The sequence below is a fragment of the Flavobacterium erigeronis genome, from assembly GCF_054075165.1.
In genome coordinates this window covers 293,753-307,465 of the sequence record NZ_JBSKGP010000004.1, presented here as the reverse complement: position 1 = coordinate 307,465, position 13,713 = coordinate 293,753, and the positions used below count along the sequence as shown (strand labels likewise).

Sequence of the window (13,713 nt, the reverse complement as noted above, 5' to 3'; positions counted from 1 at the left end):
ATCAGATAAAGCATTGCGAATTATCAAAATCATAATTGCGATTAAAATATATTAAGAAAAATCGTCGCTTAGGTATTGATATCAGTGAAGTTTTTGTTAAATCTCAAACGTTTTAGCGTTTTTGTGTTAACTTTTTAGATACAATTGTTTAATGATTTTTTTTCTTTCGATTTAAATAGGTGAAGAATCATTTAAGAGGCAGTTATTAATTTAAAAAAGATTTTACTTTTAAGTTGTATTTTGTTACTTTTGTCGCACTTTTATTCTGAAATAAATTCAGGACCAGACAAATTCTATATTATGAACATACACGAATATCAAGGAAAAGAAATTTTAGCGAGTTACGGAGTACGCGTGCAACGCGGAATCGTGGCTAATAATGCAGTTGAAGCTGTGGCTGCTGCAAAACAATTAACTGCCGAAACTGGAACAGGATGGCATGTAATTAAAGCACAAATTCACGCAGGTGGTCGTGGAAAAGGTGGTGGAGTTAAGCTGGCAAAAAATTTACAACAAGTAGAAGAGTTAGCAGAACAAATCATCGGAATGCAGTTGATTACGCCTCAAACTCCGCCAGAAGGTAAAAAAGTAAACAAAGTATTAGTTGCTGAAGATGTTTACTATCCTGGAGAAAGCGAAACTTCTGAATTTTATGTTTCTGTTTTATTGAATAGAGGTACAGGACGCAACATGATTATGTATTCTACTGAAGGTGGAATGGATATCGAAGAAGTTGCTGAGCACACTCCACACTTAATCTTTACTGAAGAAATTGATCCTTCTGTAGGATTACAAGGTTTCCAAGCTAGAAGAGTTGCTTTCAACTTAGGTCTTTCTGGAAACGCTTTCAAAGAAATGGTGAAATTCATCGACGCATTATACAATGCTTACATTGGTTCTGATGCTTCTATGTTCGAAATCAACCCAGTTCTTAAAACTTCTGATAACAAAATCTTAGCAGTTGATGCTAAAGTAAATATCGACGATAACGCTTTATACAGACAACCTAAATATGCTGAAATGAGAGATATCCGTGAGGAGAATCCAATCGAAGTTGAAGCTAAAGAAGTTGGTCTTAACTACGTTGACCTTGACGGTACTGTAGGATGTATGGTAAACGGAGCTGGTCTTGCTATGGCAACTATGGACTTAATTAAATATGCTGGTTTTGAGCCTGCTAACTTCCTTGACGTAGGAGGAACTGCTGATGCTAAGCGTGTTGAAACAGCTTTCAGAATTATCTTGAAAGATCCAAACGTAAAAGCGATCTTAATTAACATCTTCGGAGGAATCGTTCGTTGTGACCGTGTTGCTCAAGGTGTAGTTGACGCTTACAAAAACATGGGTGACGCTATCAATGTGCCAATCATTGTACGTTTACAAGGAACAAACGCTGAAATTGCAAAAGAATTAATCGATAATTCTGGTATGCCGATCTTATCAGCTGTTCAATTCCAAGAAGCTGCTGACCAAGTTAAAGCTGCACTTTCTTAATTAAAATAAGAAATTCAATTATATAGAAAACCATTTCGAAAGGAATGGTTTTTTTATGTTCAAAGGATACGTAGAGGCGCACCGCAGTGCGTCTAACACAAAGTTGAGCATTGTGGTTACATAACGTAAGACGCACTGCGGTGCGCCTCTACAATAAATTTTGTGTAAAAAATATAGCCACGAATTCACGAATTATTTTTACTCTATATAATAAAAATTCGTGAATTTGTGACTAAAAACCTTTGCGGTTAAAAAAGCTATTTCAAAACAGTAGATAATTCTACAAGTTCAAATGTTGGATCATATTTTATAAATTCTCGAAACATTGCAGCGTGGCTAGCTCCTAATAAAACCATTATTTTATCATCTTCACTTTCGGTTAATTTCTGAACTAAAGAATACATATACAAATTTCTTTTGTACCATTCAGAAACTAAAAAAGCGCCCACAAAATTGTCTGTTTTTCCACCACGATTTGCTGTACCTAAATACCACTGATTATCACTATTAGTAAATGCTTTAGTGTTGAAATCTATTAGTAATTCGGTTAAAGTGTATTTACTGATTTTTTGATTTTGATTTTTTTCAAATGCAGCCATTTGTTCTTCATTCTCTTTGAGTAAATCTAGCTGATTAGCTTCTTTCATTCCTTTAGTTAAACTATCATAAGGAAATCTAGTTTTATTATAATCAATTGCAAAAAGTTTTTTATGCCCCATTTTTTTTGCGGTTCTCAATGCTAATTGAACTCGTTCATCTGCTTTTACACGCAATAAGCTATCTGTATTGCTAGAATATAATTTATCCAATTTGTCTTGTTTGTCATAACCCCATTCAACAAAAATTTTGTCAGGACTGAAGTTTTTAATTTTGTTTGTAATGTTCTCTAATTCCTTTTGACTTTTTTCAGACATTACATTAAATGTATTGATTTTGGCAATATCAAACCCTGGATTGGCAAAATGAAATGTTCCGATTAGTAAGATTTGTTTTTTCTTAGTTTGAGCAGAAGTAAGATTAAATGTAATAAGAGCTAGTAATAAAATGATTTTTTGCATGATGGTTTGTTTTTAAATTCATGTCAAATGTATCGAGTCTTTTGAGCTCTAATTTTTGTTTTTGATGAACACAAGATTTCATTTTATGAACAGCATTAAAATTGACTTGAACAATTTCGTATAACGTTTTGCATAGTTCATCCTCAAAAAAGAATCTTTTAAATAAATATCATTTTCTATTAAAGGCTTAATTGTATTTTTGAATCAATTATCAAAAACTATGAAAGTCAAAATATCCTTTAATTACCATATCTACCTTTTTCTTGTTTTATTTCTAACTTACTTTTGCTGGGATATTGGAGTGAATAACAGAACTTCAGAAATGGTTCTCACGACGCTTTATATTGGTTTAGTAGCGACATTTTTTATCTCTATTTTTTTAGTTTACTTGTTTAATTTTTACATTTTTTGCAATTGGTTTTTCAATAAAAAGAAGTTCCTTATTTACCTGATTACGATTCCTGTTTCGCTGCTTTTATTTGCAGCAATTCGTTATTTTTTTCAGGAAGTTATTCTTTTTCAGATAACCAAAGTTCATAACTATGCGGAGCATAGTAGGGAAATAGGATTTTATATAAAAGATAATTTCTTTTTCGGATTGCCGGCAGTGATTTTGAGTGCTATGAGTTTTTTATTCTGGCAGTTTCAGCAAACACAAAAACAAAATCAGGAATTGCTTTTGGAAAATAAAAAAGCTGAATTTCAGATGCTAAAAGCCCAAGTGAGTCCGCATTTTTTGTTTAATACATTAAATTCTTTTTATAGTCAATTAATTTTGAAAGACGATAAAATGGCCGACGATATTTTGGTGCTTTCTGACTTGCTTCGTTACGTGATTACTGAGACAGATAAAGATGAAGCTATACTTTCAAAAGAGATTCAGTTTATTCAAAACTATATTCATTTACAAAAGAAAAGATTTGAAGATCAGCTGTTTTTAGATTTTTCAGTTGAAGGTGACTATTCAAATGAAAAGATTCTTTCGTCAGCTTTAATTCATTTTGTGGAGAATGTTTTCAAACATGGAAAATTCAATAAAGAACAAGAAAAGGCTAGTATTTCAATTCGAATAAAAGAAGATTTTTTGGAGATTACAACTTTCAATTATTTTAATGAAGGAGAAAATTATTCTTCAACGGGAATTGGTTTTGATAACTTGACCAAAAGATTAGAATACACGTATAAAAATCAGTTTATTCTTGAAAAAACAGAAGAAAATAATACCTTTAAAACTTACTTAAAAATACCGCTAAAGAAGTAATTTATGGCTTTTAAATGCATAATTGTCGACGACGAACCGCCAGCAACACGAATATTAGAAAATTATATCGGGAAAGTGAATTTTCTCGAAAAAGTGGGCATTTTTAATGATTCGCTAAAAGCATTAGAATTTCTAAATTCACATTCTGTAGATGTTATTTTTTTGGATATTCAAATGCCGCAATTAACAGGTTTACAGCTCTCTAAAATTATTTCAAAAAATATAAAAGTCATTTTCACAACGGCTTATCCTGATTTTGCTCTGGAAGGATTTGAATTAAATGCTGTTGATTATTTATTGAAACCGATTTCGTTTGAGCGTTTTTATCAGGCGGTTTCAAAATTGAATTCGGAACCAAAATCAGAAACTGTAATTGCTCCAAATTCTCTCGATTTTATTTTTATAAAAACCGACGGAAAGAATAAATTTCAAAAAGTATTTTTATCTGATATTTTGTATGTAGAAAGTCTACAGAATTATGTTTGCATTCACACTTCTAAACAGCAGATTATAACACATTCGTCATTAAAAAATGTAATTGAATCGCTTCCGTCAACTGATTTTATTCAGATACATAAATCGTATGTTGTTTCTTTGCAGCATATCGAATCAACAGATAATTTTTCTGTTTTCGTAAACGCGAAAGAACTGCCAATTGGAGCAACTTTTAAAGATGCTTTTTTTGATAAGATCGAAGAGAATAAAATATAGTTTTTACCGAAAGATTAAAACGGAATGTATATCGTAGAGACGCACTGCAGTGCGTCTACGCAAAGTTTAGCGATGTGGTTACGTTACGTAAGATGCACTGCGGTGCATCTCTACAATAAATTCTGTGTAAAAAAATATAGCCACAGATTAAAAAGATTAGATGGATTTAAAAATCTATGTTAATCTTTTAATCTGTGGCTAAAAAATATCTTAGCGCGATTGCGGTTAAATCACAAATTAAGATTTTTTCTTATTGCCGTTTTTGAAAACCACTTTTTCTACAACAGATGGTTTTCCATTTCCTTTAGGGAATGATTTCTTTTTAGGTTTTCCAGTTGATGAACCTGCGTTTGATGGTTTTTGATCGCCTCTGTATTTTTCAGAATCTTTAGGAGCAGGTTTAAATTCCTTTCTCTCAGCAGTATTTTCTTTCTTCGGAATTTCAGCTTTATGCTTGGCTAAAACATCTGTTGGGTTTTTCGGATTTTCTTTCGTTCCTCTCAAATGAATTACTAATCCGTTTAGGAAGTTTCTCAAAACCTGATCGCCACATTCCATGTAATTTGGATGGTCTTCGGCTCTAAAAAAAGCACCCAATTCTGATTTAGAGATTCTAAAATCTACTAATTCTAAAATTTCAACTATTTGATCATCACGGAGCATCAAAGCCACGCGAAGTTTTTTAAGTATATCGTTATTTGTCATTGTTTATTTTTTACAAAGGTACGTTTTATTTTTTTGCCACAAATTCCACAAATTTGCACAAATTCCCCAGTTTTATAGAAAATATAATTTGCGAAAATATGTGTAATTTGTGGTTAATAGTTCTAATTATTTAAAACTCTAATCAATTTATCTAAATCTTCTTTTAAGTGATTTGCGGTTATTACAATGCGGTTTAGCGGTTCGGCTTCTTTGGTATATCTAAAACTGGCGATAATGATGTTTTCTTCTTTTAATTTATGAACTAATTCTTTCGATAATAAATAAATTAGCGGATAGCTCTTATCAAACTTAACATTATCATTTTTGGCTAAAATCGAATCGATATAACTTAAATTTTCTAGCAGTTTTTGGTGCTGTTTTTTATAAATTTCTGAAGCATCTGAAAGTGTCTGTACAAAAGCAGGATTCATTCCTGCAGCGCTTGTAAAAGTTTCAATTTCTTTTATTTCTTGAATAAATTCAGCATCTGAAGCAATTACGCCACCAGTTAACCCGAAAGCTTTTCCTAGAGACGAAACGAATATTTTTCGTTTAATTGCAAAGTCAATTGATGAATAAATTCCAGAGCCATTTTTGCTGATAATTCCTAACGAATGCGATTCATCCATAACCAATGTAATTTCCTTTTGATTTGAAATTTCCTTTAAGAAAGACAAATCAACAGGTTTGGTTTGAAACGAAGGAACTCCATCGGTCAGAATTGTTATTCTTTCAGGTTTTGAATCTAATAAACGCTCATTTAGTTTTTCGTTTACAAATACAGGAAGACTGTTTTGAATCTGAATAGCGGAATGAATTTCATTTAAATGAAAGAAACAATCGGTTTGTTTTTTTAATTTTTCTAAAACCAATTTTCCAGCCAGCATTCCAGAAGAAACCGTAACAGCATCTTCTGAACCAATATGTTGGGCCAAGAATTTTTCGCCCGCAGTATAAGCGCTAAGTTTTATATTAGCAGTTCTGGAGCTTCCGTAAGTGGTTCCCCATTTTAAAATGTTCTGAACTACTAAATCCTGAAAAACTTTATTTGTTGGAAGTCCTAAATAGGCAGTTCCGCCAAAATACAAAAAATGTTTTTGGTCAGTTTCAATGATTCGATCTGGAAATTTTTCGACTATCATTTTAAAGCAATGTAACGCCTGTTCCGTTTAAATCTGAATAACTTACAACACCATCTTTTATCGTAACTCCAGTTGCAATATCTTCAGCCAAAAGCAATGCGCCATCCATATCCACATAATCCAATTGCGGAAGCAAATGCGCAATAGCAGAAATTCCGACAGTAGATTCAGTCATACAACCAACCATGGTTTTTAAACCTAGTTTTTTCGCTTCTTCAATCATGCGTTTTCCAGGAGTAAGTCCCCCGCATTTTACGAGCTTCACATTTACGCCATGAAAATGATTAAAGCATTTTGCTACATCTTCTTCAATAATACAGCTTTCGTCGGCAATAACAGGAAGTACAGAATGTTTGAATACTTCCTTGTGGCCTTCCCAATTATCAGCTTTCATAGGCTGTTCTAGAAATTCGACGCCTAGTTTTTTTAATTCAACAGCATTATTTATCGTTTCATCAACGGTCCATCCGCAGTTGGCGTCAATTCTGAAAATGGCGTTCGTATATTTTCTAAGTTCTTTTACGATTGCAATATCTTCCTTTGTTCCGAGTTTAATTTTGTAAATCGGCCAAGGCAGTTCTTTCATTTTAAAAACCATTTTTTCGATAGAATCAATTCCGATCGTATAATCAGTCAGCGGATTATGATCGGTTTTGTAATTCCATAACTCGTATAATTTTTTGCCTTTTTTACGAGCGTACAAATCATTATAAGCCAAATCTAAAGCGCATAATGCAAACATATCATCTTTTAAATACGGATGCATTTTTGCCCAAAAAACTTCTGGAGTTTCATTTTCGGTGCTTTCAATAATTGACCTAATTTTTTCTAAATCCTGAATCATCATTGGAACCGTAATATGATAATACGGGTTTGAAGTGGCTTCTCCAAAACCAGAAAAACCATCGCTTTGCAATTCTACAATTAGAGAAGGCTGTACATCAATAGATTCTCTAGAAATAGTGAAAGTGTGCTTTAGTTTGAGATTATATTCTCGTAAAATAAGTTTCATTTTGGGGTATTTTTTATTTTTTAATTAGTAGCCTAGCCAAAGCAACGCTTCAACAAAGTGATCGCGCCACAGTTTTTCATTATGTTCTCCGCCTTTTACAATTTTTGTTTTATCCAAATGAAGACAATAACAACGTTTGGTATCTAATAAACGTTTCATTTTAGTTAAATCGTTTACCATATCATCACTTTCTTTATCTCCGCATAAAAAATAGATTTTAGTCTTGATTTTGGATTGTTTTTCCGCGAAAGCGTAAATTTCATTAGAAAACCAAAAAGATGGAGAAAAGACGCCCGCTTTACCAAAAACATCAGGATATTTTAGAGCACCATAATACGAAACCAATCCGCCAAGAGAACTTCCGAAAATAATAGTGTTTTTGGCTTTTGTTTTGGTTCTGTAATTTTGGTCAATATGAGGTTTTAATGTTTTGACGATAAATTCTAAATAATTATCTGCATTTCCGCCACCATATTTTTCGTTTTTAAAAGGAGTAAGTTCATCGATACGTTTTTCGTTTCCATGTTCAATTCCCACAACAATTACATGAGCTTTTAAGCTGTCTAATTTTTCGTCAATATTCCATTCGCCAACAAAAGAAGTTTTGGCGTCAAAAAGATTCTGTGCATCGTGCATGTAAATGACGCTGTATTTTTTCTTGAGATCTTTTGAATAATTTTCAGGAAGATAAATCCAGATTTTTTTTGAAGTATGGAGCTGAGGCGCTTCAATTGTAAAAGTAGAAACATTTTTTGAAGCCGTGCTTTGTGCTTTTCCAATAAAAGTAAACAGAAGTAAAACCGCTAAGAAAATCCTCTTCATTATCTGTGTTTTGTATTTTTATTTAAAAGCAATATTTTAGCTAAAAATAATAAATTGATGAATACAGAAGCAGAAAAAAGAAGTTTACTTTTAGAAATGATTATGTTCGCTACAGTTGATGGTCATTTGCACAAACGTGAGCTTGATTTTTTAAGACTTGTAGCTTTAGAGTTAAGTATAAGCGAAGCAGAATTTCAAGATTTGTTTCATCAGGAAACCGAAACAATTCCAATAAAATCAGAAATGCAGCGTATCAATCAGTTTTACCGATTAGCTTTATTAATGCATATAGACGGCATTTTGCACGAAAGAGAATTTAATGCTATTCAGCAGATTGCTTTAGAAATGGGATTAAACCTTTCGGCGGTAAAACGTGTTTTGGAAATGATGAAAAAAGCGCCAAATACAATGATTAATCCAATTACATTGCTGGAGATTTTTCAGGAACAGCATAATTAAGCAAGCTGTTCCTGTAGTTTTTTAATTTCGTCACGAAGTTTAGCAGCTTGCAAGAAATCCAGTTCTTTTGCTGCTTTTTCCATAGTTTTGCGCTTTTCGCGAATCATTTTCTCCAATTCTGATTTAGACAGATAAGCTGTTTCTGGCTCAGCTGCCACAGGAATTGGATGTCCTAATTCGTACTCTACCAAAGGATTTTTGGTGAAAGCACTTTCGATTTTCTTATTTAATGGCTGTGGAACAATATTATTTTCCACATTATAATTCATCTGTTTCGTTCTTCTGTAATTGGTTTCGTCGATTGTTCTCTGCATGCTTTCTGTAATTTTATCTGCATACATAATCGCTTTACCGTTTACATTTCGAGCTGCACGACCAATAGTTTGTGTCAAAGATTTTCGGTTTCGCAAGAAACCTTCTTTGTCCGCATCCAGAATGGCAACAAGAGAAACTTCGGGCAAGTCTAAACCTTCACGAAGTAAATTTACTCCAATCAAAACATCAAAAAGTCCTTTTCGTAAATCTTGCATGATTTCGATACGTTCTAAGGTGTCGACTTCAGAGTGTATATAACGGCATCGAATGCTTACTTTAGTTAAATATTTAGCCAATTCTTCTGCCATTCTTTTGGTTAAAGTCGTGACTAAAACTCTTTCGTCTAACTCGCATCTCACTTGAATTTCTTCAATCAAATCATCAATCTGGTTCAAACTCGGACGGACTTCAATCACAGGATCTAATAATCCAGTTGGACGAATAATCTGTTCGACATAAATACCATCTGACTTTTGCAATTCATAATCGGCTGGAGTTGCAGAAACATAAATCACCTGATTTTGCAATGCTTCGAATTCCTCAAATTTCAACGGTCGGTTGTCCATTGCGGCAGGCAAACGGAAACCGTATTCTACCAAGTTTTCTTTTCTGCTTCGGTCACCTCCGTACATGGCGTGAACTTGCGAAACCGTTACGTGACTTTCGTCAACAACCATTAAAAAATCACTTGGGAAATAATCTAATAAACAGAAAGGTCTCGTTCCAGCTTCACGTCCGTCAAGATATCTTGAGTAGTTTTCAATTCCAGAGCAATATCCTAATTCGCGGATCATTTCAAGATCGAAATTGGTTCTTTCTTCCAAACGTTTCGCTTCGAGATGTTTTCCAATTTCTTTAAAATAATCTACTTGTTTCACCAAATCCTGCTGAATCTGCCAGATGGCGCCTTGCAAGACTTCTGGCGAAGTCACAAACATGTTGGCAGGATAAATCGTTAAACGCTGGAATTTTTCTATTACTTGAGAAGTTTTGGCGTCAAACGCTTCGATTTCTTCGATTTCATCTCCAAAAAAATGGATTCTGTAAGCATCATCAGCATAACTCGGATAGACTTCGACAGTGTCTCCTTTAATTCTGAAAGTTCCTGGATTAAAATCGGCTTCTGTTCTGGCATATAAACTCTGAACCAAACTATGCAATAATTTGGTTCTCGAAATAACCTGATCTCTTTTGATTTCGATTACGTTTTTCTGAAATTCAACAGGGTTTCCGATACCATATAAACAAGAAACAGATGCCACAACCAAAACATCACGTCTTCCTGAAAGTAGAGAAGAAGTAGTACTTAAACGCATTTTCTCCAATTCTTCATTGATAGATAAATCTTTTTCAATGAAAACTCCCGTTACAGGCATAAAAGCTTCTGGCTGATAATAGTCGTAGTAAGAAACGAAGTATTCAACAGCATTATTCGGAAAGAATTGTTTGAACTCTGAATACAATTGCGCCGCCAGAGTTTTGTTGTGAGCCAAAACCAAAGTAGGTCTTTGCACTTCCTGAATTACATTGGCAACGGTAAACGTTTTTCCGGAGCCTGTAACTCCTAATAAAGTTTGATATTTATCTCCGTCAATCACTCCTTGTGCCAGTTTTTGTATGGCTTGCGGCTGATCTCCTTTTGGACTATATTCTGAAGAAACTTGAAATTTCATTTGCGTGTGAAAATTTGGATTGTAAATATACGAAGATTAATTGGTTTTGTTTTTTTGTGTTTTAGCCACGAATTGCACGAATGGCGCGAATTTTTATTGCCACAGATTTCACAGATTAAAAAGGATTTTTTTTGGTTTGTTTCGCTAAGTTTTTTTAGCCACGACCCGAGCGATAGCGAATAGGCGAAGCAATTTCACGAATTACGCTAATTTTTTATTTAATGCTGAATAATGTTTAGCCGCAGATTTCCCAGATTAAAAGGATTTTTTTTAATTCAATTTGGAAAAATCTTTATAATCCTTTAATCTGTGGCAGATAAAATTCAAGAAATTCGAGAATTCGCGGCTAAAAAAAAACATTATTTCAAAAAGTCAACCATAGCATCATTGACTATTTTGGATTGATCTATAGAAAGGAAATGTCCAGCATCTTTTATGACTCTGGTTTCGCTGTTGACTAAATATTTCTTTGCTCTTTCGATGCTTTCTTCGCCATTAATAACATCATGATCGCCAATTAAAATCAAAACCGGATTTTGGATGGATTCTAATTCTTTCTCAGAAAAAGGCATCATTTTCAGCATACTCGAATTTGATTTTGCATATTTATTTGCTAAATAAAATTGCCTTTTGTAAAGCGGACTTATTTTTTCGGGATGTGTGGAAAATGTGGTTAAGGTTTTTCCAAATTTCTTTTCGCTTGGAAAAAGTTTCAGCATCAAAGCCGAACTTGTTTTTCCAATTTTATCAATAAATTTAAAAGTCTGCGCGGGACTCAATAAAACAATTCTATTTATCGAATTTCCTTTTTGAGTGGCTAACAAAGTGGCAACCCATCCTCCGCGTGAAGCGGCTACAATATCAAATTTCTTCAATTTATAATGGTCGAAAATTTCGTTGTACCATTTCACGATTTCGTTAGCAGAAGGAGAGATTCCAGTAAAAATGGAGTTTCTTGTATAAACGGATTTATTGGGTTCCATTAAAAAATCGATAGCATAAACGCGATGATTTTTGGCTAAAGCTTTAATGTTTGGATACCACATTGTCGAGCTGGCATCCATTCCGTGGAGTAAAACCAGTTTTTTTCCGTTTTTAGGACCAGCAATAACAACATGAGCAGTTCCTAAAGTAGTTTTGACATCTTCTTCGGTGTAGGGAACATCCCAAAGTTTAAGCGCTTTGTCGTACGCTTTTGTATAAGAATCTTTGTCTTTTTTGGTTTTAAAGCTGTAATCGCTGAATTTTTGTGTTGAAGAACAACCGACAAATAAAAATAAAACCGCAATTTTTAGAGCAGATTTAAGCATGATAGTGAATTAGATTTATACCTAAAATTACTTCAGATGAAGATTTAAGGTGTCATATAATTTTAGTTTAAACTATCAAAATTTTAAGGTCTATTCCTTTTTCGAAGAGAGATAATAGATCTGCACAAAAGCTAAAATAGCATTCGGAATAATAACTGGCCAAAGCCATTGATTGAAATCTCGATAATCATTTAGAAAAATGCCATAAATGACAAAGCAGATACAGCCAAACATATTAATAAACCGAATTGTTCTAAGGTTTTTGAGCAAGAAACCGCCAACAATAAAAACAGACGCGAGATAACCAATATATTCTGCCATAATCTTGATTTTGAAATGTTTACAATAAATGTAACAAAAGGAAATTATAAAATCAAGGTTTGGGTTCAGAAATCAGATATTTTAAAAGGTTTAGTTTATCAAAATATTTCGCCCCGCTGGGGCTTTGAAAAAGAGGGATAATATTCTTCTATAAATATTTCGTCCCGCTGGGACTATATCAACATTGCTTCATTCATTAATGCTAAGGCTCCAGAGGAGCCAAATATTTATAGCGAAATCTAAGCGCATTGACTAAAGCTCCGGAGGAGCGACACATTTTAAATTATTACAAAAATCAAAATGTTTTTAATTCTTAAAATTTCCAACTCTTTGATTCCTGTTCATTCAAAAAACTCCAAGCGACAATGCGGCTATTTTTTTGCCCTTGTGCCATCTCAATTGTTTTAACAGAAACAGCATTTACTTTCTTCAAGGTTTTATAAATAGCAGGAAGATTTTCTTTTTTTGAGACTAAAGTCGTAAACCAGAGACATTGCGATTTGTAATGTGCACTTTCATAAATCATTTGCGTTATAAAAGCGATTTCACCACCATTGCACCATAATTCGTTGCTTTGTCCTCCAAAATTTAAAACGGGAGCATTGATTTTTTTGTCTTTCGGATTAAGGTTTTTGATTTTTCTTAAAGAGCCTTTAGCCGCTTCTTCTGCAGAGGCATGAAAGGGCGGATTACACATGGTAAAAGAAAATCGGTCTTCTGGAATTATAATATTTTTGAAGATGAATCGAAGTTCTGTTTGTTGCTGTAAACTAATAGAATCTATAAGATGCGGATTTGCTTCAATAATTTTACCGCAATTTTCGATTGCTTTTTTATCTATATCGGTAGCAACAAAGCTCCAATTGTATATTGAGTTTCCTAATATCGGATAGATCATATTTATGCCTGTTCCGATATCTAGACCTAAAACGCTAGAATTATTCGGAATTACACCGTTATTGCTTTCTGCTAATAAATCGGCGATGTAGTGAATATAATCGGCGCGGCCGGGAATAGGAGGGCAGAGATAATGCAAAGGAATATTCCAAAAGCCAATATTATAATAGGTTTTGAGTAAGGCTTTATTAAGGACTTTTACTGCTTTTGGATCGCTAAAATCAATTGTTTCGATCTGGTATTTGTTGATTGAAACATATTCTTTTAACTCAGGACAATTTGAAATAAGAAGCTCAAAATCATAACGGGAACGATGAAGGTTTCTTGGATGTAAATTGCTTTTTTCTAAATTGTCGTTTGCTTTCATTTTCATTGATTTCGATTGCAAAGATAGGTATTCCATTTTTGGAATTAGAATTCCGTAGGAATGATCTATATTTTGTAGCAACAGATTTTAATCCGTTGAATTTGATTGATGATATTCAGATGAGTTGCATAGGATCGATTTATTCTTGAAGATATGTGCCGAACCT

The 13,713-nt window shown here is 33.4% G+C and carries 14 protein-coding genes; 5 read left to right on the top strand and 9 right to left on the bottom strand.

Annotated features, from left to right (window positions below; genetic code table 11):
• Positions 1–300 precede the first annotated feature (300 nt).
• A complete protein-coding gene (gene sucC, locus ACWA1F_RS10210; protein ID WP_306158749.1) occupies positions 301–1,494 on the top strand; it encodes an ADP-forming succinate--CoA ligase subunit beta in 1,194 nt (397 codons plus the stop codon).
• Positions 1,495–1,751: 257 nt separating this feature from the next.
• On the opposite strand, the gene ACWA1F_RS10205 is transcribed toward sucC, so the two are convergent.
• Positions 1,752–2,552: a DUF5694 domain-containing protein gene (locus ACWA1F_RS10205; RefSeq protein WP_456893659.1), complete on the bottom strand. Its 801-nt coding sequence runs from the start codon at positions 2,550–2,552 to the stop codon at positions 1,752–1,754.
• A 220-nt stretch (positions 2,553–2,772) separates the two neighbouring features.
• Here ACWA1F_RS10205 and ACWA1F_RS10200 point away from each other — a divergent pair, with 220 nt between their 5' ends.
• Together ACWA1F_RS10200 and ACWA1F_RS10195 are read left to right on the top strand one after the other, a co-directional pair.
• Positions 2,773–3,813 (top strand): sensor histidine kinase, encoded by a 1,041-nt coding sequence (locus ACWA1F_RS10200; protein ID WP_456893658.1) that lies wholly within the window; start codon positions 2,773–2,775, stop codon positions 3,811–3,813.
• Between the two features lie 3 nt (positions 3,814–3,816).
• A complete protein-coding gene (locus ACWA1F_RS10195; protein WP_456893657.1) occupies positions 3,817–4,524 on the top strand; it encodes a LytR/AlgR family response regulator transcription factor in 708 nt (235 codons plus the stop codon).
• A 237-nt stretch (positions 4,525–4,761) separates the two neighbouring features.
• Here the strand turns inward: ACWA1F_RS10195 and ACWA1F_RS10190 are convergent, their stop codons facing one another.
• The 4 genes from ACWA1F_RS10190 to ACWA1F_RS10175 form a co-directional block, all read right to left on the bottom strand.
• The gene (locus ACWA1F_RS10190) at positions 4,762–5,229 is read right to left on the bottom strand and encodes a DUF1456 family protein (protein WP_456893656.1); all 468 of its coding nucleotides are present in this window, start codon (positions 5,227–5,229) and stop codon (positions 4,762–4,764) included.
• A 122-nt stretch (positions 5,230–5,351) separates the two neighbouring features.
• Positions 5,352–6,371, bottom strand: coding sequence for an aminotransferase class I/II-fold pyridoxal phosphate-dependent enzyme (locus tag ACWA1F_RS10185; protein ID WP_456893655.1), 1,020 nt, complete (start codon positions 6,369–6,371; stop codon positions 5,352–5,354).
• A 1-nt stretch (position 6,372) separates the two neighbouring features.
• Positions 6,373–7,383, bottom strand: a complete 1,011-nt coding sequence (locus tag ACWA1F_RS10180; RefSeq protein WP_456893654.1) for a dipeptide epimerase — start codon at positions 7,381–7,383, stop codon at positions 6,373–6,375.
• 24 nt (positions 7,384–7,407) lie between these two features.
• Positions 7,408–8,205: an alpha/beta hydrolase gene (locus tag ACWA1F_RS10175; protein WP_456893653.1), complete on the bottom strand. Its 798-nt coding sequence runs from the start codon at positions 8,203–8,205 to the stop codon at positions 7,408–7,410.
• 57 nt (positions 8,206–8,262) lie between these two features.
• Between ACWA1F_RS10175 and ACWA1F_RS10170 the strand changes: the two genes are divergently transcribed.
• On the top strand, positions 8,263–8,664 hold the full coding sequence (locus ACWA1F_RS10170; protein WP_306158737.1) for a TerB family tellurite resistance protein: 402 nt from the start codon (positions 8,263–8,265) through the stop codon (positions 8,662–8,664).
• On the opposite strand, the gene uvrB is transcribed toward ACWA1F_RS10170, so the two are convergent.
• The 3 genes from uvrB to ACWA1F_RS10155 all read right to left on the bottom strand — a co-directional run bounded on the left by uvrB (position 8,661) and on the right by ACWA1F_RS10155 (position 12,283).
• Positions 8,661–10,652 (bottom strand): excinuclease ABC subunit UvrB, encoded by a 1,992-nt coding sequence (gene uvrB / locus ACWA1F_RS10165; RefSeq protein ID WP_306158735.1) that lies wholly within the window; start codon positions 10,650–10,652, stop codon positions 8,661–8,663. The genes ACWA1F_RS10170 and uvrB overlap by 4 nt on opposite strands.
• A gap of 359 nt (positions 10,653–11,011) precedes the next feature.
• Complete coding sequence (locus tag ACWA1F_RS10160) at positions 11,012–11,962, bottom strand: alpha/beta fold hydrolase (protein ID WP_456893652.1); 951 nt, start codon at positions 11,960–11,962, stop codon at positions 11,012–11,014.
• 90 nt (positions 11,963–12,052) lie between these two features.
• Positions 12,053–12,283, bottom strand: a complete 231-nt coding sequence (locus tag ACWA1F_RS10155; protein WP_125721554.1) for a uroporphyrinogen decarboxylase — start codon at positions 12,281–12,283, stop codon at positions 12,053–12,055.
• Positions 12,284–12,298: 15 nt separating this feature from the next.
• Here ACWA1F_RS10155 and ACWA1F_RS10150 point away from each other — a divergent pair, with 15 nt between their 5' ends.
• Positions 12,299–12,424, top strand: coding sequence for a hypothetical protein (locus tag ACWA1F_RS10150; RefSeq protein WP_456893651.1), 126 nt, complete (start codon positions 12,299–12,301; stop codon positions 12,422–12,424).
• A 172-nt stretch (positions 12,425–12,596) separates the two neighbouring features.
• Here ACWA1F_RS10150 and rlmF read toward each other — a convergent pair whose 3' ends face one another.
• Positions 12,597–13,547 carry a 23S rRNA (adenine(1618)-N(6))-methyltransferase RlmF gene (rlmF, locus tag ACWA1F_RS10145; protein WP_456893772.1) on the bottom strand — a complete coding sequence of 317 codons (951 nt, stop codon included), beginning with the start codon at positions 13,545–13,547 and terminating at the stop codon, positions 12,597–12,599.
• Between the last annotated feature and the right edge of the window lie 166 nt (positions 13,548–13,713).

Coding starts and splice junctions, on each gene's coding strand:
- sucC (WP_306158749.1), top strand. CDS start 301: ATGAACATACACGAATATCAAGGAAAAGAAATTTTAGCGAGTTACGGA.
- ACWA1F_RS10205 (WP_456893659.1), bottom strand. CDS start 2,552: ATGCAAAAAATCATTTTATTACTAGCTCTTATTACATTTAATCTTACT.
- ACWA1F_RS10200 (WP_456893658.1), top strand. CDS start 2,773: ATGAAAGTCAAAATATCCTTTAATTACCATATCTACCTTTTTCTTGTT.
- ACWA1F_RS10195 (WP_456893657.1), top strand. CDS start 3,817: ATGGCTTTTAAATGCATAATTGTCGACGACGAACCGCCAGCAACACGA.
- ACWA1F_RS10190 (WP_456893656.1), bottom strand. CDS start 5,229: ATGACAAATAACGATATACTTAAAAAACTTCGCGTGGCTTTGATGCTC.
- ACWA1F_RS10185 (WP_456893655.1), bottom strand. CDS start 6,371: ATGATAGTCGAAAAATTTCCAGATCGAATCATTGAAACTGACCAAAAA.
- ACWA1F_RS10180 (WP_456893654.1), bottom strand. CDS start 7,383: ATGAAACTTATTTTACGAGAATATAATCTCAAACTAAAGCACACTTTC.
- ACWA1F_RS10175 (WP_456893653.1), bottom strand. CDS start 8,205: ATGAAGAGGATTTTCTTAGCGGTTTTACTTCTGTTTACTTTTATTGGA.
- ACWA1F_RS10170 (WP_306158737.1), top strand. CDS start 8,263: ATGAATACAGAAGCAGAAAAAAGAAGTTTACTTTTAGAAATGATTATG.
- uvrB (WP_306158735.1), bottom strand. CDS start 10,652: ATGAAATTTCAAGTTTCTTCAGAATATAGTCCAAAAGGAGATCAGCCG.
- ACWA1F_RS10160 (WP_456893652.1), bottom strand. CDS start 11,962: ATGCTTAAATCTGCTCTAAAAATTGCGGTTTTATTTTTATTTGTCGGT.
- ACWA1F_RS10155 (WP_125721554.1), bottom strand. CDS start 12,283: ATGGCAGAATATATTGGTTATCTCGCGTCTGTTTTTATTGTTGGCGGT.
- ACWA1F_RS10150 (WP_456893651.1), top strand. CDS start 12,299: ATGTTTACAATAAATGTAACAAAAGGAAATTATAAAATCAAGGTTTGG.
- rlmF (WP_456893772.1), bottom strand. CDS start 13,547: ATGAAAGCAAACGACAATTTAGAAAAAAGCAATTTACATCCAAGAAAC.